The sequence below is a fragment of the Streptomyces daqingensis genome, assembly GCF_014645895.1.
GTDB classification, from domain to species: domain Bacteria; phylum Actinomycetota; class Actinomycetes; order Streptomycetales; family Streptomycetaceae; genus Streptomyces; species Streptomyces daqingensis.
The window spans coordinates 35,962-57,970 of the sequence record NZ_BMMP01000005.1; the positions used below are offsets into that span (position 1 = coordinate 35,962).

Sequence of the window (22,009 nt, forward strand, 5' to 3'; positions counted from 1 at the left end):
CCTCAGCCCCGGCCCCGCTGTCCTGGGAGCCTCGGAGCCCAGGCGTCCGATTCCGGCTTCCCCGGCTCCGCGGCCTCCGGACGGTGCTCGCGGTGCTCGCGCTGCTCGCGCGGCTGGTGCGCGTCCCGGGCCTCACGGTGCGGACGGGCCGCGTCCCGCAGGTCACGGGCCATGTACTGGCCGGCGTGCGGAACCATGCCGTGCGCGCTGCCGCCGCCCTGCGTCCCGCCGGCGGATCCGCCTGCCGCGCCGTGCGCGCCGCCGCCCGTCCCGCCGGAACCGCCCGCCGTGCCGGGGCCTCCCTGGCCTCCCTCCGCTCGTCCGCCCTCTCCGAGCCCTCCTGAGTGCCCTCCTCCGTTGCCGCTGTCAGGACGCCTGACCCGGTACGCCGCGCGGTACGCGGCGGGGGAGGAGCCCAACTGGCGCCGGAAGTGGCCCCGCAGCGCCACCGGCGAGCGGAAGCCGCAGCGTCCCGCCACCTCGTCGACCGAGTAGTCGGAGGTCTCCAGCAGCCGCTGCGCCTGGAGCACTCGCTGGGTGATGAGCCACTGCAGCGGCGCGCTGCCCGTCAGGGAGCGGAAGCGGCGGTCGAAGGTCCTGCGCGACATGTACGCGCGTGCCGCCAGGGCCTCCACGTCGAACTGCTCGTGCAGGTGCTCCAGGGCCCACGCCACGACCTCGGCGAGCGGGTCCGCACCGATCTCCTCGGGTAAAGAGCGGTCCAGATGGCGTGGATGACCTCCGCTCTCCATGCCGCTGCCGCGGCGCGGCGGTACGACGAGGCGGCGCGCGAGCGCACCCGCGGCCTCCGCACCGTGGTCGTTGCGCACGACGTGCAGGCACAGGTCTATTCCCGCCGCCGTGCCGGCGGAGGTGAGGATGTCGCCGTCGTCCACGAACAGTTCGCGCGGATCGACGTGGACGGCCGGGTAGCGCTTGGCGAGCGTCGGCGCGTACATCCAGTGCGTCGTCGCCGGACGTCCGTCCAGCAGGCCGGCGGCGGCCAGCACGAACGCTCCGGTGCAGAGGCCGACCAGGCGCGCCCCTTCCTCGTGCGCCCGGCGCAGGGCCTCGAGCGCCGCGGCGGGGGGCGGCTGGGTGATGGAGCGCCAGGCCGGTACGACGACGGTCCCGGCGCGGGAGAGCGCGTCGAGTCCGTACGGGGCGCTCAACTGCAGCCCGCCGGTGGTCCGCAGCGGCCCGTCCTCACCCGCGCACACCAGAAGCCGGTACCGGGGGACCCCGGCGTCCTGGCGGTCGATGCCGAAGACAGAGAGCGGTATGGAGCTCTCGAAGATGGGCCCGCCACTGAAGAGCAGCACCGCCACGATCTCGCGGCGCCTCCGTGCGGCCAGCTTGCGGGTCGTTGCCGGGCCGTTCGTCGAGTCCTGATGGCTCTTTGGAACGCTCACCGGATGTCAGCCCCCCTCAATCGTCGCGTTCTTCTCGGTCCTGCACGTTTCCCCCGCGGCGATAGCCAAGATCGAATCTACTGTGTCGCACGAGGTCGGCGGGACGAGTTCCAGACCCGCCGCTATGTCGACAAGGCAACTTGGCGTGAAGCATTCGATCACGAAGCGTCGCATTCGGTGACGCCACTGGGAAGTGCGCATGCCGTCCCTGCCCCGCTGCCGATGCGGCCACACGTGCCGGTCGGTCCTTTCCGCGCAGGTCGTGGGCGGTTGGGCTGTCACGCCGTCAACGGCCCTTGTGGAGGCGAAAGTTGGCCGAAAAAAGTGGGGATCACATGCGTGATCCGGACACACCCCCGGTGTGCGCCCCTGCCTACTGTCGTGCGCCGGTGCGAAGTCGGGCGTTCCGGACGGTCAGGTACGGCCGGTGTGCCGTCCGCCTCTGTGCAGGCCGGTGCCGGTGCGGCTGTGACGTCCCCGGTGCGGCTCGGGCCTTCCGGCGGGCCAACGGCCGGTCGCCTGGCGGGTGTACACGCGCTCTGAGCAGCGAAGCAGCGCACGGCAGGCCGCGTTGACCGCGGCAAGACCGGCCGCGGTCGCAGCAACCGTCTGCAGCGGCGAACCGCACACGAGCAGGGTGAGCGGGGCCAGGGCGCAGGCGAAGGTGCCCCAGCGGACGATCTCAGCCGCCGTCGCGGAGGCGTGCGCCGCGGCCTCGGGGTCGCACTCGGTAGCCTCGTCGGGGGTCTCGTCCGGTCGGACGCGGGTGTCCGAATCCTTGCGGTATCCGGGCCGCGGTGCGGTGGCGGGGACGCGCCGCCGGCGGCCCGTTCCTGTGGTGGGTGCTGGCACGCACTGCTAACGCGAGGGCGCCGGGGCGGTCACCGAGCGTCGTCGTGCGCAGCCCATCGGTGAGGATGCACGGCCCCGTCGCGCGCCGACGGTGCGAGCGGGGGAGGTAAGGGGCGCGGAGGGGCGTTGCGTGAAGGCACATCCTCAGGCATGCTCCGGGGTCAGCCCGTGACGGTCAGTGCCTCCCGGCGCCTCTGGGCAAGGCGGGAGTGCGGTCGTACCCTTGCGGGTAAGGGGCTGATGAGGCCTTGGCCGGGATTGCGCGTCCGTGAACCCCAGCGGGCTCCTTATCCCCTCAGTGCCGAAGCTCCTCTCGTCTCCCCCTTGGAAGACCGAAGTCAACCGCCGCTCCCTCCGCACAGAGGACTCCCTTCGCCGAGACGCCGATGGCCGGAAAAGAGATCCCCGAACCAGCGGACCGCAAGCAGGTCGCCGATCCGACAGCGATTCCTGAAGCGGCGGAAGAAGCACGCCACTCGTGCGACCCGGCGTTCCAGCACGGTGTCGTCGTGGGCTTCGACGGTTCCATGTCGAGCGAGCGTGCCCTGGCGTACGCCATCGGGATGGCCCACCGTTCCGGCTCCGGCCTGATCATCGTCCACGTGGCCAACCGGCTGCCGACGACGGTGTGGGCGGGCTGCGAGCCGCCGGTCTTCGTGGACGTCCCCGACCACCGCACCGAGGTCCTCGGCCTCGAACTGTCGTGTGCGGAGCATCTGGCGGAGGTCCCGTGGATCCTCGTCGAGCGCGGCGGTGACATCTGCCACGAACTCGAAGAGGTGGGGCACGAGTACGAGGCGGACGCCATCGTCGTCGGGTCCACGCACGGTCTCGCGGGCCGCATCTTCGGCTCGGTGGCGGGCCGTCTCGCCCGGCGTGCGGAGCGGCCGGTCGTGGTGATCCCGTAGCGGTCCCCGCCCTCGGGATGCCTTGAATGCCCTTGTCTGCGGGGCGAGTTCGCAGTTGTCCAGCACGGAATCTCCTCGCTTCACGAGGTGACTTGTGCGCTTGTGAGGGGCATATAGGTGGCACAGGACGCAGGGCGCATCCGCGCCCGGACTCCAACGGCGAGCCGCCGCGCGGGAGGTGACGGTCCCGCGGGGCGGCGACCCGCCGGCGTTATGGGCGACGCCGGTGCAGGGGAGGCGGAATCCCGCGTGGATGGTGGCCCGCGCGGGGTTCCGCCCACCGCCGTCCGCGTCCTCCGGAGAGGGCCGCGGCCGGGGTTCTGCCGCCTTACTCGACGGTCACGGACTTCGCGAGGTTGCGCGGCTTGTCGATGTCACGGCCGAGCGCCAGCGCCGTGTGGTAGGCGAGCAGCTGGAGCGGGATGCCCATCAGGACCGGGTCGAGCTCGACCTCGTTGCGCGGCACCACGATCGTGTGGTCCGCCTTCTCCTGCTCCTGGTGCGCCACCGCGAGGATCTTGCCGCTGCGGGCCTTGATCTCCTCCAGCGTCGCGCGGTTCTTGTCCAGGAGTTCGTCGTCCGGGAGGATCGCGACCGTCGGCACGGCGGGCTCGATCAGGGCGAGCGGGCCGTGCTTGAGCTCGGACGCCGGGTACGCCTCGGCGTGGATGTACGAGACCTCCTTGAGCTTCAGCGAGGCCTCGCGGGCCACGGGGTAGCCCCGTACACGGCCGACGAACATCATGCTCTTCGCCTCGGCGTAGTCCGCCGCCAGCTTCTTGATGTCGTCCTCCGCGCGCATGATCTCGTCGATCTGGCCCGGCAGCCGCCGCAGCCCCTCGATGATGCGCTTGCCGTCCGCGACGGACAGGTCGCGGATGCGGCCCAGGTGGAGGGCGAGCAGCGCGAACGCCACGGCGGTGTTGGTGAAGCACTTGGTGGAGACGACGCACACCTCGGGCCCCGCGTGCACGTACACGCCGCCGTCCGTCTCGCGGGCGATGGCGGAGCCGACGACATTCACGACGCCCAGCACCCGCGCGCCCTTGCGCTTGAGCTCCTGGACGGCCGCGAGGGTGTCGTAGGTCTCGCCGGACTGGCTGACCGCGATGTAGAGGGTGTCGGGGTCGACGACGGCGTTGCGGTAGCGGAACTCGCTCGCGGGCTCGGCGTCCGCGGGGACGCGCGCGAGCTCCTCGATCATCTGGGCGCCGATCATGCCCGCGTGGTACGCGGAGCCGCAGCCGAGGATCTTCACGCGGCGCATGCGGCGCGCCTCGCGGGCGTCGAGGTTCAGGCCGCCGAGGTGGACCGTCGCGAAGCGCTCGTCGATGCGTCCGCGCAGCACCCGGTCCACGGCGTCGGCCTGCTCGGCGATCTCCTTGTGCATGTACGTGTCGTGACCGCCCATGTCGTAGGACTCGGCGGCCCATTCGACGGTCTCCGGCGAGGTGGAGGTGCGGGAGCCCTCGGTGGTGTACGTGCGGTAGTCGTCGGCCTTGATGGTGGCCATCTCGCCGTCGTCGAGGGTGACGACCTGGCGGGTGTGGGAGACGAGCGCGGCGACGTCGGAGGCGACGAACATCTCGTGCTCCCCGATGCCGAGCACGACGGGCGAGCCGTTCCGGGCGACGACGATGCGGTCGGGGAAGTCGGCGTGCAGGACGGCGATGCCGTACGTGCCCTCGACGAGCCGCAGCGCCTCCTGGACCTTCGCCTCGAGCTGGTCGGCCTGCGCGCGGGCGATCAGGTGGCTGAGGACCTCGGTGTCGGTCTCGGAGACGAACTCGACGCCGTCCGCGGTGAGTTTGGCCCGCAGCTCGGAGGCGTTGTCGATGATGCCGTTGTGCACGACGGCGACCTGCTCGGCGGCGTCGAGGTGCGGGTGGGCGTTGACGTCGTTGGGCGCGCCGTGCGTCGCCCAGCGGGTGTGGGCGATCCCCGTCGTGCCCTCGAAGCGGGCGGGGACCCGCTCCTCCAGGTCGCGGACCCGCCCCTTGGTCTTGGCGGTCTTCAGGCCCGCGCTCTTGCCCGTGCCGCTGCTGTGGATGGCGATGCCGGCGGAGTCGTACCCCCGGTACTCCAGGCGCTGCAGGCCTTCGAGCAGGAGCGGCGCGACGTCACGCTGACCGATATATCCCACGATTCCGCACATTTTGGCTGTCGCCTCTCCCTCGTCGCTGTCCACCGGGTGGTGGCTCGCTGTCGTTCTGCTGTGCTGTCGGTGTGTCCCGCCGGTCCTCTGCCGGCCGGGTCCCGGACTCCGCCGGGGGCCGGTGCGGCCGGGTGCGGCGGTGCTGCGGTCTCAGGTGCGGGGTGTGCCGGCTCTTGCCGGCGCTTGCGGTGCTTCCGGCGCTGCTCCCGGCCTGTGCCGGGTGCCGGTCAGGTGTGTCATCCGTAGACGATGCGGCGCAGCTGCCGCAGGGACAGGTCCGGAGGCGCCACCGCCCGGCGTGGAAGCTCGGACGAGATCAGGGCGAAGATCTCCGGGTTCCTCCGGCCCCTGGACTGCAGTTCGCGATGGCGGCGGCGTACGTACTCCTCGGTCGTCTCGTCGAAGTACGCCAGGACGTCCAGGACGATCCGGGCCGCTTCGCCGCGGTGGAGCGGCGTGGTGCGGACCAGATGGTCGATGAGGTCGTCGTGGACGGGCGTACGGACTTCAAGCACATCTTGATATTGCGGGCTCGGAGCGAGTAACGCAAGAAACCTGCCCGATTTCGGGCAAGCGTGTCGATCAAGGTGAGGGGTGCGGGAGGAAGCCCGGAACGACGGGGCCGGAAGGCAGCGGGGACCGCGCTCCGAAGTGGTCTACACCTTGACCGGTCCGTAGCCGCACGGTACGAGTGTGACCGTCCCGTCGCTCCACGCACATGCCCGGCCATGCGGCCTCCGCCGTGTGCGCCTCCATGAACGAAGCCCCGTCGAAGGGATCGCTCGTGAGACGAATCCGGCCACTGCTGATCTGCGCCGTCCTCCTCGCGGCCACCGCCACCGCCACGATGCCGGGCGCGTACCCGGCCGCCGCCGCGGAACCGTCCGGGCCCGCGGGTGAGGAGCCGACGCCGCTGGGCCAGGTCATCCCGGCCCCCCTGTCCGTGCAGGAGAAGGGCGAGCCCTTCACGATCGACGAGCGGACGGTGATCCGGGTCCCGGGCACGTCCGGGAAGAGCGGATCCGACGGGGCGTCCGGCAGCTCCGCGTCGTCCGCGGGCGGCGCCGGCACGGACCGCGAGTCACGGAAGGCGCGCGGGGTCGGCGACCGGCTCGCCGAACTGCTGCGGCCGTCCACCGGCTTCGCCCTGCCCGTCACCGCGAAGCCGGGCGCGGACGGCATCCAGCTCCGGCTGGAGGACGACGGGAAGGGCAAGTCCGCACTGGGCGGCGAGGGTTACCGCCTGGAAGTCACCGAGCAGGCGGCGGTCGTCAGCGCGCCGACCACCGCGGGGCTCTTCCACGGCGTCCAGACGCTGCGCCAGCTGCTGCCCCCGCGCGTCGAGTCGAAGACGGAGCAGCCGGGGCCCTGGCAGGTCGCGGGCGGCACCATCACCGACAAGCCTCGGTACGGCTACCGCGGCGCGATGCTCGACGTCTCCCGCCACTTCTTCGGCGTGGACGAGGTGAAGCGCTACATCGACCAGCTCGCCCTCTACAAGGTCAACAAGCTGCATCTCCACCTCTCCGACGACCAGGGCTGGCGGATCGCGATCGACTCGTGGCCGCGCCTGGCGACGTACGGCGGGGGAACCGAGGTCGGCGGCGGGCCGGGCGGCTACTACACCAAGGCCGACTACCGGGAGATCGTGCGTTACGCCGGGGAGCGGGAGCTGACCGTCGTCCCGGAGATCGACATGCCAGGGCACACGAACGCCGCCCTCGCCTCGTACGCCGAACTCAACTGCGACGGCGTGGCCCCGCCCCGCTACACCGGCATCGAGGTCGGATTCAGCTCGCTGTGCGTGCCGCTGGAGCGGACCTACGACTTCGTCGACGACGTGGTGCGTGAGCTGGCCGAGATGACGCCCGGCCCCTACCTGCACATCGGCGGCGACGAAGCGCACGAGACCAGCCCCGAGGACTACGCGGCCTTCATGGAGCGGGCGCAGAAGACGGTCGCCCGGTACGGCAAGAAGGTCATCGGCTGGCACCAGCTCGCCGAGGCGGAACCGGCGGAGGGCGCCGTCGTCCAGTACTGGGGGACGAGCGGCGCCGCCGACGAACCCGAGGTCGTGGAGGCCGCCAGGAAGGGGACGCGGCTGATCCTCTCGCCGGCGAACCGCGCCTACCTCGACATGCAGTACAACGAGGACACGCCGCTCGGTCTGCACTGGGCCGGCTACGTCGAGGCGCAGCAGTCCTACGACTGGGACCCCGGCAGCTACATCGAGGGCGCGCCCGAGGACGCGGTCATGGGCGTCGAGGCGCCGCTGTGGTCGGAGACGCTGGAGAACAGCGACCACATCGAGTTCATGGCGTTCCCCCGGCTCCCGGGGATCGCCGAGCTGGGCTGGTCGTCCGCGGCGTCGCTCGACTGGGACGCCTACCGGGTGCGGCTGGCCCAGCAGGCGCCGCGCTGGGAACAGCTGGGCATCGGCTTCTGGCGCTCGCCGCAGGTGCCGTGGCCCGCTGACGAGGGCTGACGGGAACCGTCGAGGGCCTCGGTCACACCGTCCCCCCGGGCCTCCGGGGGGACGGACGGTCCTGCGGAAGCGGTCAGAAGCGGGAGAGGACCGCTTTCTTGGCGGCGACGAACTCCTCGTCCGTCAGCACCCCTTCGCGGTGCAGCTCGCCCAGGTCGCGAAGGCGCCGCAGCAGGCTGTCGTGGTCGGCGGCCCCGCCGCGGGCCGTGCCGCCCGCGTCCGCGTCCTCGCCCGGGTACTCGCGCGAGGTCTTGTCGAGGGAAGGGGGAAGGGCTTCCCGCCGCTCCTCCTCGGGGAGCGTCCGCGTCACGGCAGGGTGGGGGAGACGGGCCGTCACCGCCGCCGCCAGCAGCACCGAGCCGCCCGTCTCGCGGGCCTGGCGGACGCCCCACAGCAGCAGGCAGTTCGGGTCGTGCTCCGGTTTGAGCACCGCGTGCCCGCCCTTCGGGCGGAAGCGCAGGGAGCCGTTCTCCCAGCCGATCGCGGGAGTCCACTCCACTCCCTCCAGCTCGCCGACGGCCAGGACGCGCGGCCCCGCGTGCGACTTGCCCTCGCCGGCCATCCAGTTCCAGTCGAGCTGGACACGCTCCCCGTCGAAGGAGGCGACCCCGTCCGTGCCCGAGGCCGTCAGCGGGACGGACGGGCCGGGCAGCAGGTAGCGGTCGCAGGGCGTGGCCGGGATCTCCTCCAGCAGCAGGGCGTGGCGCAGCTCCTCCGCGAAGTACTCGGCCACGCCCGTGCGGTCGCGCTCCACCGGCAGCTGGTACGGGTCGGAGGCGTCCGGCAGCCGCCCGCTCGCCACCTGGGAGAGCGGGTCGGCCCCCTCGCGGAGGCGCAGCCGCAACCGGCCTGCCTTGCGGCCCGGTTCGTACGCGACGCCGGAGACCGCCTCGAGGGGGACCGCCACTTCGCCGAGGGCCTTGCGCAGCGGGTGCACCTGCTTGTCCGCCGCGGGCACGATGCGGACGGTCTCGCCGTCGAACGTCCACGTGCCCGCGCGCTGGATGATTTCCGCCATGAGGCGATTATCCGACGCCGAGCTCCCTGGCCACCAGCATCCGCTGGACCTCGCTCGTCCCCTCGCCGATCTCGAGGATCTTCGAGTCGCGCCACATGCGGGCCACCGGGTACTCGTTCATGAAGCCGTAGCCCCCGTGGATCTGCGTGGCCTCGCGGGCGTTGGTCACGGCGATCTCCGACGAGTACAGCTTCGCGAGCGCGGCCTCCTTCTTGAAGCGCTCGCCCAGCAGCAGCCGGGAGGCGGCGTCGCGCCAGGCGATACGCGCCGTGTGCGCCCGCATCTCCATGTCCGCCAGCTTGAACTGGATGGCCTGGTTCGCGCCGATCGGCTTGCCGAACGCCTTCCGCGTCTTCGCGTAGGCGACCGACTCGTCGACGCAGCCCTGGGCGAGACCCGTCGCCAGGGCCGAGATCGCGATGCGGCCCTCGTCGAGGATGCGGAGGAACTGGGCGTAGCCGCGGCCCTCTTCGCCCAGCAGGTTCGCCTCCGGGACCCGGACGTCGCTGAAGGACAGCTCCCGGGTGTCGGACGCGTTCCAGCCGACCTTCGAGTAGGGGGCGGCGACGGTGAAGCCGGGAGTCCCGGACGGGACGATGATCGTGGAGATACGCGGCGAGCCGTCGTCCTTGCGGCCGGTGACGGCCGTGACGGTGACCAGGCCCGTGATGTCCGTGCCGGAGTTGGTGATGAAGCACTTGCTGCCGTTGATCACCCACTCGCCGGTCTTCTCGTCCCGCACGGCGGTCGTACGCGTGCCGCCCGCGTCGGAGCCGCACTCGGGCTCGGTCAGGCCGAAGGCGCCGAGCATCTCGCCGGAGCACAGCTTCGGCAGCCACTCGCGCTTCTGCTCCTCCGTGCCGAACCGGAAGACGGGCATGGCGCCGAGCGAGACGCCGGCCTCCAGCGTGATGGCCACGGAGGAGTCCACTCGCGCCAGCTCCTCCAGGGCGAGGCAGAGGGCGAGGTAGTCCCCGCCCATGCCGCCGTACTCCTCGGGGAACGGGAGGCCGAACAGGCCCATCTCGCCCATCTGCCGCACGATCTCGTACGGGAACTCGTGGCGCTCGTAGAACTCGCCGATCTTCGGCGCGACGACCTTCTGCGCGAACTCCTCGACGGTGCGGCGGAGTTCCTCGTGCTCTGCGGAGAGACGGTGATCGAGGGACATGGTGGTCACTGCTCCTTGTGGGAGTGCTGGTGAGATCCCCCGCGGTCGTCGGCGCCGGTGAGCGCGCGCACGGTGCGGGAGGGGCTGGGACGGCCGAGGCGGTCCGCCATCCAGCCGCTGACGGCCGCGAGACGGGTGAGATCGACCCCGGTGGTGATGCCGAGGCCCTGGAGCATCCACACGAGGTCCTCGGTGGCGAGGTTGCCGGTGGCGCTCTTGGCGTACGGGCAGCCGCCGAGGCCGCCCGCGGAGGCGTCTACGGTCGTCACGCCGTGCCGGAGCGCGGTGAGGGTGTTGGAGAGGGCCTGGCCGTAGGTGTCGTGGAAGTGGACCGCGATCCGGTCGACGGGCACGCCCGCGCCGTCCAGTCCGGCCAGCAGCGCCGAGACGTGCCCGGGGGTCGCCACGCCGATGGTGTCGCCGAGGCTCAACTCGTCGCAGCCCATCTCCAGCAGGGCGCGGCACACGCGCACGACCTGGGCCGGCGGCACCGCCCCCTCCCACGGGTCGCCGAAGCACATCGAGACGTACCCGCGCACCCATTGCCCCTCCGCCTTGGCGCGGGAGACGACCGGCTCGAACATCGCCAGCGACTCCTGCAGCGTGCGGTTCAGGTTGGCCTTGGCGAAGGACTCGGTGGCGCTGGCGAAGACCGCGACGTCGCGGCAGCCGTGGGCCAGCGCCCTCTCCAGACCCCGCGAGTTGGGGACGAGGACCGGCAGCCGCAGACCGGGCGGGAGATCGCCCAGCAGCGGCATGAGCTGCTCGGCGTCCGCGAGTTGGGGCACCCACTTGGGGTGCACGAAGCTCGTCGCCTCGACGGTGCCGAGCCCCGCCGCGCGCAGCCGGTGGACGAACTCGGCCTTGACCTCGACGGGGACGGTCGCCTTCTCGTTCTGCAGGCCGTCCCGCGGGCCCACTTCGTAGATCCGGACCTCGGGCGGCAGACCGCCGTCGGGGAACCGCATCGGCAGACCCTCGATCATGCCTCCGCCTCCTTCTCCTGCGTGCCGGACGTGCCGGACGTGCCGGACTCGTGGGGCTCGACGACGGCGAGTACCTGGTCCATGGCGACGGTGCTGCCCGCGGTGACGTCCAGTTCCGTGACGGTCCCGTCGTGTGGTGCGGTGATGACGTGCTCCATCTTCATCGCCTCGACGACGAGCAGACTCTGACCGGCCGTGACCTCGTCGCCCGCAGCGGCCTTGACCACCGTGACCGTGCCCGGCATGGGCGCCGTCAGCGCGTCCGCGCCGTGCGCGCCCGCGCCGCCGCGCAGGGCGGCCGCCACGGGGTCGTGGTCCTGTATGTGCCAGCTGTCGCCGTCGAGGCCCAGCCAGTGGCCGCTGCCCGCGGGCGCGTGGTCCAGCGAGACCGTCAGCCCGTCCCAGTCGAGCAGGAGCCTGTCCGTGGCGGCGTCCACCGTCAGCCGGGCGGTCCGCTGCTCCGACGAGCCGACGCGGACCTGCGCCTCGAGAGCGTCCCTGCGGCGGGGCAGGGGAGAGCGTCCGCGGACGCGCACGGCGACGGGCTCGTGCCCGGGGACGCGCACATGGTGCACCGTCCAGGCCGGTTCGCCGCCGAGCCGCCAGCCCGAGGGGAGTGAGAAGGGGTCCGTCCATCCGGCGTCGGTGGCGCCCGCCGCCGCGGCCGGCTCAGCCGGTTCGAGCGCCCACTGGCGGAGCAGGGCGGCCGCGGCGTACACCTCGTCGGGCACCTCGCGCGGCACGAGCGAGGCGGCGTCACGGTCGACGAGACCCGTGTCGAGGTCGCCCGCGGCCACGGCGTCGTGCGCCAGCAGCCGCCGGAGGAAACCGGTGTTGGTCTCGACGCCGAGCACCACCGTCCCCGCCAGCGCGCCGCGCAGCCTGCGCAGCGCGGTGGGACGGTCCGGGCCGTGGGCGATGACCTTGGCGAGCATCGGGTCGTACGTCGTGCCGACCTCGCTCCCGGTCAGCAGGCCGGAGTCGGTGCGCACGGAGCCGTCCGCCGGTTCGCCGTCCTGCCCGCCGCCCGGCTCCCGCAGTTTGAGCACGGTGCCGGCGGAGGGGAGGAAGTCCACCCGGCCCTCCTGGGCGGACAGGCGTGCCGTCTCCGCACAGATGCGCGCCTCGACCGCGTGCCCGTCCAGGGAGATGTCCGCCTGGGTGAACGGCAGCCGCTCGCCCGCCGCCACCCGCAGCTGCCACTCGACGAGATCGAGGCCGGTGATCATCTCCGTCACGGGATGCTCGACCTGGAGGCGGGTGTTCATCTCCATGAAGTAGTACGGACGCGGAGTGCCGTCGCCCGGCGCGCCGGGAGCCTCGCCGGGCACGATGAACTCCACGGTCCCCGCGCCGCGGTAGCCGCACGAGCGGGCGGCGTCCACGGCCGCCCTGCCCATCGCCTCGCGGGTCGCCTCGTCCAGCAGGGGGCTCGGAGCCTCCTCGATGATCTTCTGGTGGCGGCGCTGCAGGGAGCACTCGCGCTCGCCCAGGTGCACGACGTTGCCGTGGGCGTCGGCGAGGACCTGGATCTCGATGTGGCGAGGGCGGTCGATCCACCGCTCCACGAGCAGGGTGTCGTCGCCGAACGAACCGAGGGCCTCCCGGCGCGCCGCCGCGATCTCCTCCGGCAGGGCCGACTCGTCGCGCACGAGCCGCATGCCCTTTCCGCCGCCGCCCGCCGAGGGCTTCAGCAGCACCGGCATGCCGATCTCCCGTGCGGCGTCGGCCAGTTGGGCGTCGCTCAGGCCGGAGCCCGACGAGCCGGGCACGACGGGGACGCCCGCCTGCCGCACCGTCTCCTTGGCGCGGATCTTGTCGCCCATCAGCTCGACCGCCTCGGCCGGCGGCCCCACGAAGACCAGGCCCGCCTCGGCGCAGGCCCGTGCGAACGCGGCGTTCTCGGCGAGGAAGCCGTACCCCGGGTGCACCGCCTGCGCGCCGCCGCGGGCAGCGGCCTTGAGCAGGCGCGTCGCGGAGAGGTAGCTCTCGGCCGCGGCGGCGGGCCCGATGCGCACCGCCCTGTCCGCCTCCCGCACATGCCGGGCGCCGGCGTCCGCGTCGCTGTGGACGGCGACCGAGGTGACGCCCAGCTGCCGCAGGGTACGGATCACCCGCACCGCGATCTCGCCGCGGTTGGCCACCAGCACGGTGTCGAACATGGTCTCAGTCCCCATCCTCACGATGCAGCCCCTCACATCCGGAAGACGCCGAAGCCCGGCTGCGCGGAATCCTTGCGTGGCAGTGGCGCGTTGGCGCAGGCGGTGAGCGCGAGGCCCAGCACCGTCCGCGTCTCCAGCGGGTCGATCACGCCGTCGTCCCAGAGCCGCGCCGTCGCGTAGTAGGCGCTGCCCTGCTCCTCGTACTGGGCGCGCACCGGGGCGCGGAAGTCGGCCTCCTCCTCCGCGCTCCACTCCTCGCCCCGCGCCTCCATCTGGTCGCGCTTGACGGTCGCGAGCACGGCGGCGGCCTGCTCGCCGCCCATCACGGAGATCTTGGCGTTCGGCCACATCCACAGGAAGCGGGGGCTGTAAGCCCGGCCGCACATCGAGTAGTTGCCCGCGCCGTACGAGCCGCCGACGACGACGGTCAGCTTCGGCACCCTGGTGCACGCGACCGCCGTCACCATCTTCGCGCCGTGCTTGGCGATGCCGCCCGCCTCGTAGTCCCGCCCGACCATGAAGCCGGAGATGTTCTGCAGGAAGAGCAGGGGGATGCCGCGCTGGTCGCACAGCTCGATGAAGTGGGCGCCCTTCTGGGCCGATTCGGAGAAGAGGATGCCGTTGTTCGCCACGATGCCGACCGGGTGCCCGTGGATACGGGCGAAGCCCGTGACGAGCGTCGTTCCGTATTCGGCCTTGAACTCCTGGAAGCGGGAGCCGTCCACGACGCGGGCGATCACTTCCCGCACGTCGTACGGCGTACGCGAGTCGACGGGGACCGCGGAGTAGAGCCCCGCCGGGTCCACCGCGGGCGGCTCGGCGGGCCTGACCGCCCAGGGCAGCGGGCCGCGCTCGGGCAGGGTGCCGGCGATGTGGCGGACGATGCGCAGGGCGTGGGCGTCGTCCTCCGCGAGATGGTCGGTGACGCCCGAGACCCTGCTGTGGACCTCGCCGCCGCCGAGCTCCTCCGCGGTGACGACCTCGCCGGTGGCGGCCTTCACCAGCGGCGGCCCGCCCAGGAAGATCGTGCCCTGGCTGCGCACGATCACGGCCTCGTCGCTCATGGCGGGGACGTACGCGCCGCCGGCCGTGCACGAGCCGAGCACCGCGGCGATCTGCGGGATGCGCGCGCCGGACATGCGTGCCTGGTTGTAGAAGATGCGGCCGAAGTGCTCGCGGTCGGGGAAGACGTCGTCCTGCATGGGGAGGAACGCGCCGCCCGAGTCGACGAGGTAGATGCACGGCAGGCGGTTCTCCAGCGCGACCTCCTGGGCGCGCAGATGCTTCTTCACCGTCATCGGGTAGTAGGTGCCGCCCTTGACCGTGGCGTCGTTGGCGACGATCACGGCCTCCCGGCCCGCGACCCTGCCGATGCCGGCGATCACTCCGGCCGCCGGCGCAGCCCCGCCGTACATCCCCTCCGCGGCCAGCGGTGCCAGCTCCAGGAACGGGGAGCCGGGATCGAGCAGTGCGTCGACCCGGTCGCGCGGAAGGAGCTTGCCCCGGGCGACGTGCCGCTCGCGGGCGCGCTCACCGCCGCCCAGACGGGCCGCCGCCAGCTTCTCGCGCAGCCCGGCGGCCAGTTCGCGGTGCGCCGCCTCGTTGGCTTGGCAGGATTCGGACGCCGGATCGATGCCGCTGGTCAGCGGCGGAGCCGACGCCGACACCGCGGCCGGGGCCGCCGCCCCCGCCGATGTGGCCTCCGGCACCGGCCAGTGCGGCGGTGCCGCCTCCGAGGCGCCCGCCGTCACCGGCTGCGGCTGCTCGTCCCTCACGTCGCGCCCCCTCACCCTCTCCTCGCGAACGCTGTGATCGCGACCCTCTGCTCACGCGGGCGGTTAACGTCCATTAACCGGCTCCTTCAGGTTAACGCTCGCTAACCCGCCTGTCTAGAATGGGTTTATGAGCTCCCAGCCGGTCTCCGCCCCCACCCGCCGCGAGCAGATCCTGCGGGAGGCTGCCCGTCTCTTCGCCGAGCGCGGTTTCCACGGCGTCGGCGTCGACGAGATAGGGGCCGCGGTCGGCATCAGCGGCCCCGGCCTGTACCGCCACTTCGCGGGCAAGGACGCGATGCTCGCCGAGCTGTTGGTCGGCATCAGCGAGCGACTGCACGACGGGGGCCGGACGCGGATGGAGGAGGCCGCCGCGGCGGGTCTCTCGCCGGAGGCGGCGCTCGACGCCCTGATCGACGGCCACATCGACTTCGCCCTGGACGACCGCCCGCTGATCACCCTGCACGACCGCGAGCTGGACAGGCTCCGCGAGAGCGACCGCAAGCAGGTGCGGAAGCTGCAGCGGCAGTACGTCGAGCTGTGGGTGGGCGCCGTGCAGGCGATCTACCCCGAGCTGACGCAACTGGAGGCCCGGGTCGCCGTGCACACGGTCTTCGGGCTGCTCAACTCCACGCCGCACCTGAGCGGTTCGTCCGCGCTCCCGGACCGCGAGACGACGGCGGCGCTGCTGCACCGCCTCGCCCGCGGCGCCCTCTCCGCGGCTCCCGCCGGCGCCGCCGGGGCCGGTGCGCGCGCGAAGCCGCAGGGCAGTGTGCGCACGTAGGGCGGGCCCACCTCTGGACAGGCGAGCTGACTCCTGGGTAGCTTGTTGACTGAGCAAGCGCTTAGCCAAGGCGGCGGCCTTAGTCGAGCAGGTCCGTACAGCACTCCGTACAGCACCGTGAGCGGCAGGCCGGGGCGGCTGGCGCGCGACAGCGGGACTTGAGGAGGCGTGCCAGTGCGTCGCACGGTGTTCGACGAGGACCACGAGGCGTTCCGTCAGACGATTCGGGAGTTCATCCAGGCCGAGGTCGTCCCCCACTACCCGGAATGGGCGGAGCAGGGCTACGTCCCCAGAGACTTCTACAAGAAGCTCGGCGAGCTGGGCGTCTTCGGCATCGAGGTGCCCGAGGAGTACGGCGGCGCCGGGGAGGCCAGCTTCAAGTTCAACGCCGTCATCACCGAGGAGTGCGCGCGGGCGGGCGTCAGCTTCGGCGGCTCCAGCGTGCACACGGCGCTGTGCCTGCCCTACATCCTCAAGTACGGGTCGGAGGAGCAGAAGCGGCGCTGGCTGCCGGGCTTCGTCTCCGGCGACATGATGACCGCCATCGCCATGACCGAGCCGGGGACGGGTTCCGACCTCGCGGGGATGAAGACCACGGCCCGGCTCTCCGATGACGGCACGCACTACGTGCTCAACGGCGCCAAGACGTTCATCACCGGCGGCGTCCAGGCCGACCGCGTGCTGGTGTGCTGCCGTACGTCGCCGCCCGACCCGGAGGACCGGCGCGGAGGCATCTCGATCCTCGTCGTCGACGCCAGGAGCGAGGGCTACGCGGTGGGCCGGAAGCTGGAGAAGCTCGGCCTGCGCGCCTCCGACACCGCCGAACTCTCCTTCAACGACGTCAAGGTTCCCGTCGAGGACATGCTCGGCGAGCCCGGCAAGGCGTTCGAGTACCTGACGCACAACCTGCCGCAGGAGCGGCTGGGCATCGCCATCGGGGCGTACGCGATGTCCGCGGCCGCGCTCCGCTTCGCGCACGAGTACGTCAAGGAGCGCACCGTCTTCGGGCGGGAGGTCGCCTCCTTCCAGAACACCAAGTTCGTGCTGGCGGACTGCAGGTCCGACGTCGACGCGATGCAGGCGGTCTGCGACCGCGCGCTGGAAGCGCTGGACGCCGGCGAGCTGACGCCCGCCGACGCCGCTTCCGCGAAGCTCTTCACCACGGAGCTCGCGGCCAAGGTCATCGACAAGTGCCTCCAGCTGCACGGCGGTTACGGATACATGCTGGAGTACCCGATCGCCAGCCTGTACGCGGACACCCGGGTGTCGCGCATCTACGGCGGCACCAGCGAGGTCATGCGCTCGATCGTGGCCAAGTCGATGGGGCTGTGAGCGGGACGTGACCGTTGCCGCCGACCGCGCTGTGAGCAGCGGCGATGTGATGCTTGCCGCTTCTTCCTCCACTGTGGTCCGCACCGTGACCGCCGGTAGCACCCGAAGGGCACAATCGCCCGCATGAGCAATGAACTGACGTCCCTGCTCGACCTGCTCGATCTGGAGCGGGTCGAGCAGGACATCTACCGGGGCGACAGCCGGGAGGCCGTGGTACCGAGGGTCTTCGGCGGCCAGGTGGCCGCGCAGGCCCTCGTCGCCGCCTGCCGGACCGTCCCGGAGGGGCGTCTTCCGCACTCCCTGCACGCGTACTTCCTGCGCCCGGGCGATCCGGGCGCCCCGATCGTCTACACGGTCGACCGCATCCGGGACGGCCGGTCCTTCACCACCCGCAGGGTCGTGGCCGTCCAGCACGGGCAGCCGATCTTCCACCTGTCCAGTTCCTTCCAGACCTACGAGGAAGGGCTGGAACACCAGGAGCCGATGCCGGAGGCGCCGGACCCGGAGACGCTGCCGACGGCAGAGGAGATGCTGCCCCGGTACGCGGAGCTCTTCCGCGGCTCCGACGTCCCGCGGCGGCTGCTGAAGGCACGCGCCGCGGTCGACCTGCGCTACGTGCGCGAGCCGCCCTTCGCCAGCGCGGGACGGCCCCGCGAACCGCGCTCGCAGGTCTGGTTCCGTACCAACGGCAAGCTGGACGGCGCGCTCGACGACCCGATGCTGCACGTCTGCCTTGCCACGTACGTCTCCGACATGACCCTGCTGGACTCGGTGCTGCTCGCGCACGGGCGCGGCGGCTGGGCGGTCGGGGACGTGGTGGGCGCCAGCCTGGACCACGCGATGTGGTTCCACCGCCCCTTCCGCGCCGACGAATGGCTCCTGTACGACCAGGTCAGCCCGACCGCGCAGGGCGGACGGGGGCTCGGCCAGGGGCGCATCTACACGCGCGACGGACGGCTCGCCGTCTCGGTGATCCAGGAGGGCGTCGTCCGCGTGCCGCGTCAGCACTCCAACTCCCGGAACAGCGCGAGCCATTGAGCGGGTGCCACGAGCCCGACGGGGAGTGACTCCGCCACGTCCACGGCGCGGAAGGCTGCGCGTACGCGCCTGCGGCCGTGGCGTCCCGCAAGGGTGGCCGCGAGCGATCCGCCGAGGCCCGTGAAGCCGAGCTCGGCGAAGTCCCGGTAGGCGGGGAGCCGTTCGCGCGGGAGCAGCAGCCGCGGACGCGATTCGAGACGCAGCACCGCGGAGTGCGTTCGGGGGGCCGGCGTGAACGAGCGCCGGTCGACACTGCCGAGGCGGCGCCAGGCGTGCTCCGGCCAGGTCCGCACCGTCAGCAGCGGCCAGCGCCCGAACTCGCCCGTGTGCTTGCGGGCGAACTCGAGCTGGGTCAGCAGCGTGGCCGACGTCAGCCGGGGCGCCGCCAGGCACCAGCGGACGATGTCCGTCGTACGGGAGTAGGGGATGTTGCCCACCACGCAGAATCGCTCGCGCGGCGGACGGGCACGCAGGAAGTCGCCCTGCACGAGCCGCAGGCCCGGCAGCCCGCCGAGGTCGCGGGAGAGCCGGGCGGCGAGCCGGGGGTCGACCTCGTAGGCGACGACGCGGCGCCGGCCGGCGGCCAGCGAGCGTGTCAGCGCCCCCTCTCCGGCGCCGGGCTCCCACACCAGCGCGTCGTCGGGGAGGGCGGACAGGCGCACGATCCGGCGTACGACGGCGGGATCGTGGAGGAAGTTCTGGGAGAGCGTCTTGCGGCGGTGCGCCACGGCGTTGGTCCTCTGGGCGTGAGGACGGGCCCGGCGACCTGGACGGCGGTGCGCCGCGTCGGGGCGGGCGCCCGTACGGATGCCGTACGGGCGCGCCGGGGCCGGGCCTGTCCGGTGGATGTCGGACACCGGAGGCCCTGGCACGTGTGCGGGGGACGCCTCGCCGGTCGGATACAGGGACCGGACGGATCGGCGCCGGACGGCAGCGGGCGGCGCCCGGACCGTCACCCCTGGACGCTCATGCGGGTACGGAACCGCGACGTCCGTGCGGGGGCGGGTACCCGCGCGCAGGCGTGTGCGTGAGCGTGAGGAGTGCGGAGAGGGCGGAGCGCGAGGACCGGATCGCCTCAGGCGTCCTGGCGGACGGCCAGGACCGGGCGCCGGTAGCGCGGGCGCGTGACGGGTAGGAGGACGGCCCAGCGGCCGAGCCTTGTCGGACCCGGGAGTGTGCGGAACGCACCCGGCGCATCGGCGCTCACGCCGTCGATGATCGCCTGGCACGCTGCTGACATGGCCGGAAGGCTATGCGCGGCGGAACGGCCGCACAACGGGTTTTCCCGCGCGGCGGATCCGGCCGGCGGGCGGCTTTGCGGGCGGCTTCGAGTGCGGGGAAGGGGGCCCGGGCCCGGTCAGTCCGAGGTGAGCTGGGCCGCCGCCAGCAGGTAGGCCGTCATGGGCTCGTAGTAGCGGGGGTGTACGACGTGGTCGTCCAGCGGCACGGCGACCGACAGGGTGCCCTCGGCCTCGCCGAGGAAGAGAGCCGGGTCGTTGCAGTCGGCGAACCCCACGGTGTGGATGCCCTGCTGGGCGGCGTATCCGGCCCAGCCGTGGTCGGCGACGACGAGGTCGGGCTGCTCCTCACCGGCCTGCCGGAGGGAGTTGAGCACCTGCGCCATCGGCGCCGGCGAGTGCGTGTGCCAGAGGGAGGCACCCCGCTCGTACGCGGCGACGCCGCCGAACTGCACCACGACGCCCTCGTCGGCGAACGTGTCCAGCGGGACGCGCACGATGTCGCACCCGGCGTCGTGCAGCGCCTGGGCGACGGCGCCGTGCATGTCGAGCAGGGCGCCGGGATGGCCCGTCGCCAGCAGCACGCGCCGCTGCGCCTCGGCGGCCTTGCGCAGCTCCGCCGCGGCGCGGTCCAGCGCGCCGACGGTCAGTTCGGGGTCGATGGTGTCCTGGCCGGTGCGGTGGTCGGGATCGTCGACGACGCCGCAGCGTTCCGCCATCACCGCGAGCACGTCCTGCTCGTCGCTCCAGCGGTCGCCGAGCTCCAGCCCCAGCCAGTAGTGCCGGTCGTTGTTCGCGAGGCGGCGGTAGTGGGAGAGGTTGTTCTCGCGGGGGGTGGCCACGTCCCCCGCGATGCGGGTGCGGACCAGGTGGTCGATCAGCTCGGTTCTGGTGGGGGCGGCGTCGCTGAATATGGGCATGCGGTCATTGTCGCCCCTTGCCGTGCGCGTTCTCCGGCGGCACCCGCCGTCGGTCACGCGGCGCCCGCCATAGGCCACGTGGCACCCGCCGTCGGTCACGCGGCACCCTGCTTCTGTACGCGGCGGACAAAAGCAGGCCCGCCGCTCTCAGATACGTCCAACGAGCGGGGTGGGCCCGCCGCCTACGCTCGCCACCATGAGTACAGCGGAGCAGCCCGAACAGTCCCAGCAGCACGCGGAGTCTCCCGCTCCGCGGCCGCGCGCCGAGCCGCTCGGCCCCGTCGACTCCTCGCGCGTACCGCGCTATGCGGGGCCCGCCACCTTCGCGCGGCTGCCCCGTCTCGACGAGACCGGCGGCAGGGCGGACGTGGCGGTGGTCGGCGTCCCCTTCGACACGGGCGTCTCCTACCGGCCGGGCGCACGGTTCGGCGGGAACGCGATCCGCGAGGCGTCCCGCCTGCTGCGTCCGTACAACCCCGCCCAGGACGCCTCGCCCTTCGCGCTCGCGCAGGTCGCGGACGCGGGGGACATCGCGGCGAACCCGTTCGACATCGGTGAGGCCGTAGAGACGGTCCAGGAGGCGGCCGACGGCATCCTCGCCACGGGCGCGCGGATGATGACGCTCGGCGGGGACCACACGATCGCGCTGCCGCTGCTGCGCTCGGTCGCGAGGAAGCACGGACCCGTGGCGCTGCTGCACTTCGACGCCCATCTCGACACCTGGGACACCTACTTCGGCGCCGCCTACACCCACGGCACGCCGTTCCGCCGCGCCTTCGAGGAGGGGCTGCTGGACACCTCCGCCGTCTCGCACGTCGGCACCCGGGGCCCGCTGTACGGCAAGAAGGACCTGGACGACGACGCGAAGATGGGCTTCGGCATCGTCACCTCGGCGGACGTGATGCGCCGCGGAGTCGACGAGGTCGCCGACCAGCTCCGGCAGCGCATCGGCGACAGGCCCCTGTACATCTCCGTGGACATCGACGTGCTGGACCCGGCCCATGCGCCGGGCACCGGGACGCCGGAGGCGGGGGGCCTCACCTCGCGCGAACTGCTGGAGATCATCCGCGGACTCGCGTCGTGCCGCCTCGTCTCGGCGGACCTCGTGGAGGTGGCGCCGGCGTACGACCACGCGGAGATCACCTCTGTCGCGGCCTCGCACACGGCGTACGAGCTCACGACGCTGATGGCCCGCCAGGTGGCAGGTGAGCGCGAGGACGCGTGAGCGATGGGACGGGAGTGGTTCGACAGGCGGTTCGAGTCACGTACACGGGGCGGTTTCCAGCCGTCTTGGAAACTGACTGTATGCGCTTGCTCGCACAACGTGTCGATTCGCCTTCGAAGGCCGCCGGCGATCATGGCTGGTGGGAGCGGTGCGTGTGATCACGACCACAGTCAGTAAGCGGTAACTGTGCGAAACTGATTTAATACAAAACGTTACTCAATCTGGTCGGTCGATGTGCATTCCGTGAAACTTCCCGACAGACTCCGCAGTGCGGTCCCGCGGGAAAGGGGACGTCACATGACGGCGACAGCGTCGGCCCTGTGGGGGGTGCCTGCCTGTCAGCAATTCCATGGACGTTCCCGCCGGGACGGTCCGGGAGAGCCCCCCGCTCTCCCGGCCCGTCCCGGATGCACATGCGGTGGCTCCCGCCCCCACGTCCACGGAGATCCCGCAGCCGTCCCGGCCGCGCTCCGTCCGAAGTCCTAGCGCGCTGGTCCTGAATTCGCCCCGCCCCGGACCGGCGGGATGAATTCCGCTCACCGCGGCGTTGG

The 22,009-nt window shown here is 72.2% G+C and carries 17 protein-coding genes; 6 read left to right on the forward strand and 11 right to left on the reverse strand.

Translation table 11 applies throughout. The annotated features are described in order from the left end of the window. Positions 1–2: 2 nt before the first annotated feature. The gene (locus IEY56_RS08910) at positions 3–1,412 is read right to left on the reverse strand and encodes a helix-turn-helix domain-containing protein (protein WP_189036589.1); all 1,410 of its coding nucleotides are present in this window, start codon (positions 1,410–1,412) and stop codon (positions 3–5) included. 414 nt (positions 1,413–1,826) lie between these two features. Further along, positions 1,827–2,264, reverse strand: a complete 438-nt coding sequence (locus IEY56_RS28340; RefSeq protein ID WP_229711731.1) for a hypothetical protein — start codon at positions 2,262–2,264, stop codon at positions 1,827–1,829. A 386-nt stretch (positions 2,265–2,650) separates the two neighbouring features. On the opposite strand from IEY56_RS28340, the gene IEY56_RS08920 reads away from it, so the two are divergent. Next, entirely contained in the window at positions 2,651–3,172 is a 522-nt protein-coding gene (locus IEY56_RS08920; RefSeq protein ID WP_189036590.1) for a universal stress protein, read from the forward strand. A 328-nt stretch (positions 3,173–3,500) separates the two neighbouring features. On the opposite strand, the gene glmS is transcribed toward IEY56_RS08920, so the two are convergent. Further along, complete coding sequence (gene glmS, locus IEY56_RS08925; RefSeq protein WP_189036591.1) at positions 3,501–5,327, reverse strand: glutamine--fructose-6-phosphate transaminase (isomerizing); 1,827 nt, start codon at positions 5,325–5,327, stop codon at positions 3,501–3,503. 236 nt (positions 5,328–5,563) lie between these two features. Further along, the gene (locus IEY56_RS08930) at positions 5,564–5,842 is read right to left on the reverse strand and encodes a hypothetical protein (protein ID WP_189036592.1); all 279 of its coding nucleotides are present in this window, start codon (positions 5,840–5,842) and stop codon (positions 5,564–5,566) included. 239 nt (positions 5,843–6,081) lie between these two features. Here IEY56_RS08930 and IEY56_RS08935 point away from each other — a divergent pair, with 239 nt between their 5' ends. Further along, positions 6,082–7,812, forward strand: coding sequence for a beta-N-acetylhexosaminidase (locus tag IEY56_RS08935; protein WP_189036593.1), 1,731 nt, complete (start codon positions 6,082–6,084; stop codon positions 7,810–7,812). Between the two features lie 73 nt (positions 7,813–7,885). On the opposite strand, the gene IEY56_RS08940 is transcribed toward IEY56_RS08935, so the two are convergent. The 5 genes from IEY56_RS08940 to IEY56_RS08960 are packed head-to-tail and all read right to left on the reverse strand — an operon-like array spanning position 7,886 to position 14,816. Continuing rightward, positions 7,886–8,830, reverse strand: coding sequence for a DUF4429 domain-containing protein (locus IEY56_RS08940; RefSeq protein ID WP_189036594.1), 945 nt, complete (start codon positions 8,828–8,830; stop codon positions 7,886–7,888). Positions 8,831–8,837: 7 nt separating this feature from the next. Continuing rightward, positions 8,838–10,001 (reverse strand): acyl-CoA dehydrogenase family protein, encoded by a 1,164-nt coding sequence (locus IEY56_RS08945; RefSeq protein WP_189036595.1) that lies wholly within the window; start codon positions 9,999–10,001, stop codon positions 8,838–8,840. A gap of 5 nt (positions 10,002–10,006) precedes the next feature. Further along, positions 10,007–10,987 carry a hydroxymethylglutaryl-CoA lyase gene (locus IEY56_RS08950; RefSeq protein WP_189036596.1) on the reverse strand — a complete coding sequence of 327 codons (981 nt, stop codon included), beginning with the start codon at positions 10,985–10,987 and terminating at the stop codon, positions 10,007–10,009. Further along, positions 10,984–13,149 (reverse strand): acetyl/propionyl/methylcrotonyl-CoA carboxylase subunit alpha, encoded by a 2,166-nt coding sequence (locus tag IEY56_RS08955; protein WP_189036796.1) that lies wholly within the window; start codon positions 13,147–13,149, stop codon positions 10,984–10,986. Before IEY56_RS08955 ends, IEY56_RS08950 begins: the two co-directional genes overlap by 4 nt. A 32-nt stretch (positions 13,150–13,181) precedes the next feature. Next, the gene (locus IEY56_RS08960) at positions 13,182–14,816 is read right to left on the reverse strand and encodes a carboxyl transferase domain-containing protein (RefSeq protein ID WP_189036797.1); all 1,635 of its coding nucleotides are present in this window, start codon (positions 14,814–14,816) and stop codon (positions 13,182–13,184) included. A gap of 235 nt (positions 14,817–15,051) precedes the next feature. Here IEY56_RS08960 and IEY56_RS08965 point away from each other — a divergent pair, with 235 nt between their 5' ends. The 3 genes from IEY56_RS08965 to tesB all read left to right on the forward strand — a co-directional run bounded on the left by IEY56_RS08965 (position 15,052) and on the right by tesB (position 18,075). Next, positions 15,052–15,705 (forward strand): SACE_7040 family transcriptional regulator, encoded by a 654-nt coding sequence (locus IEY56_RS08965; RefSeq protein WP_189036597.1) that lies wholly within the window; start codon positions 15,052–15,054, stop codon positions 15,703–15,705. Between the two features lie 174 nt (positions 15,706–15,879). After that, positions 15,880–17,037 (forward strand): acyl-CoA dehydrogenase family protein, encoded by a 1,158-nt coding sequence (locus IEY56_RS08970; RefSeq protein ID WP_189036598.1) that lies wholly within the window; start codon positions 15,880–15,882, stop codon positions 17,035–17,037. 123 nt (positions 17,038–17,160) lie between these two features. Further along, complete coding sequence (gene tesB, locus IEY56_RS08975) at positions 17,161–18,075, forward strand: acyl-CoA thioesterase II (RefSeq protein ID WP_189036599.1); 915 nt, start codon at positions 17,161–17,163, stop codon at positions 18,073–18,075. Here the strand turns inward: tesB and erm are convergent. After that, the gene (gene erm / locus IEY56_RS08980) at positions 18,039–18,803 is read right to left on the reverse strand and encodes a 23S ribosomal RNA methyltransferase Erm (RefSeq protein WP_189036600.1); all 765 of its coding nucleotides are present in this window, start codon (positions 18,801–18,803) and stop codon (positions 18,039–18,041) included. The two genes, tesB and erm, sit on opposite strands and share 37 nt — an antisense overlap. Positions 18,804–19,432: 629 nt before the next feature. Further along, complete coding sequence (locus IEY56_RS08985; RefSeq protein WP_189036601.1) at positions 19,433–20,233, reverse strand: phosphatase; 801 nt, start codon at positions 20,231–20,233, stop codon at positions 19,433–19,435. 196 nt (positions 20,234–20,429) lie between these two features. Between IEY56_RS08985 and speB the strand changes: the two genes are divergently transcribed. Continuing rightward, the gene (gene speB, locus IEY56_RS08990) at positions 20,430–21,458 is read left to right on the forward strand and encodes an agmatinase (protein ID WP_229711732.1); all 1,029 of its coding nucleotides are present in this window, start codon (positions 20,430–20,432) and stop codon (positions 21,456–21,458) included. Positions 21,459–22,009 lie beyond the last annotated feature (551 nt).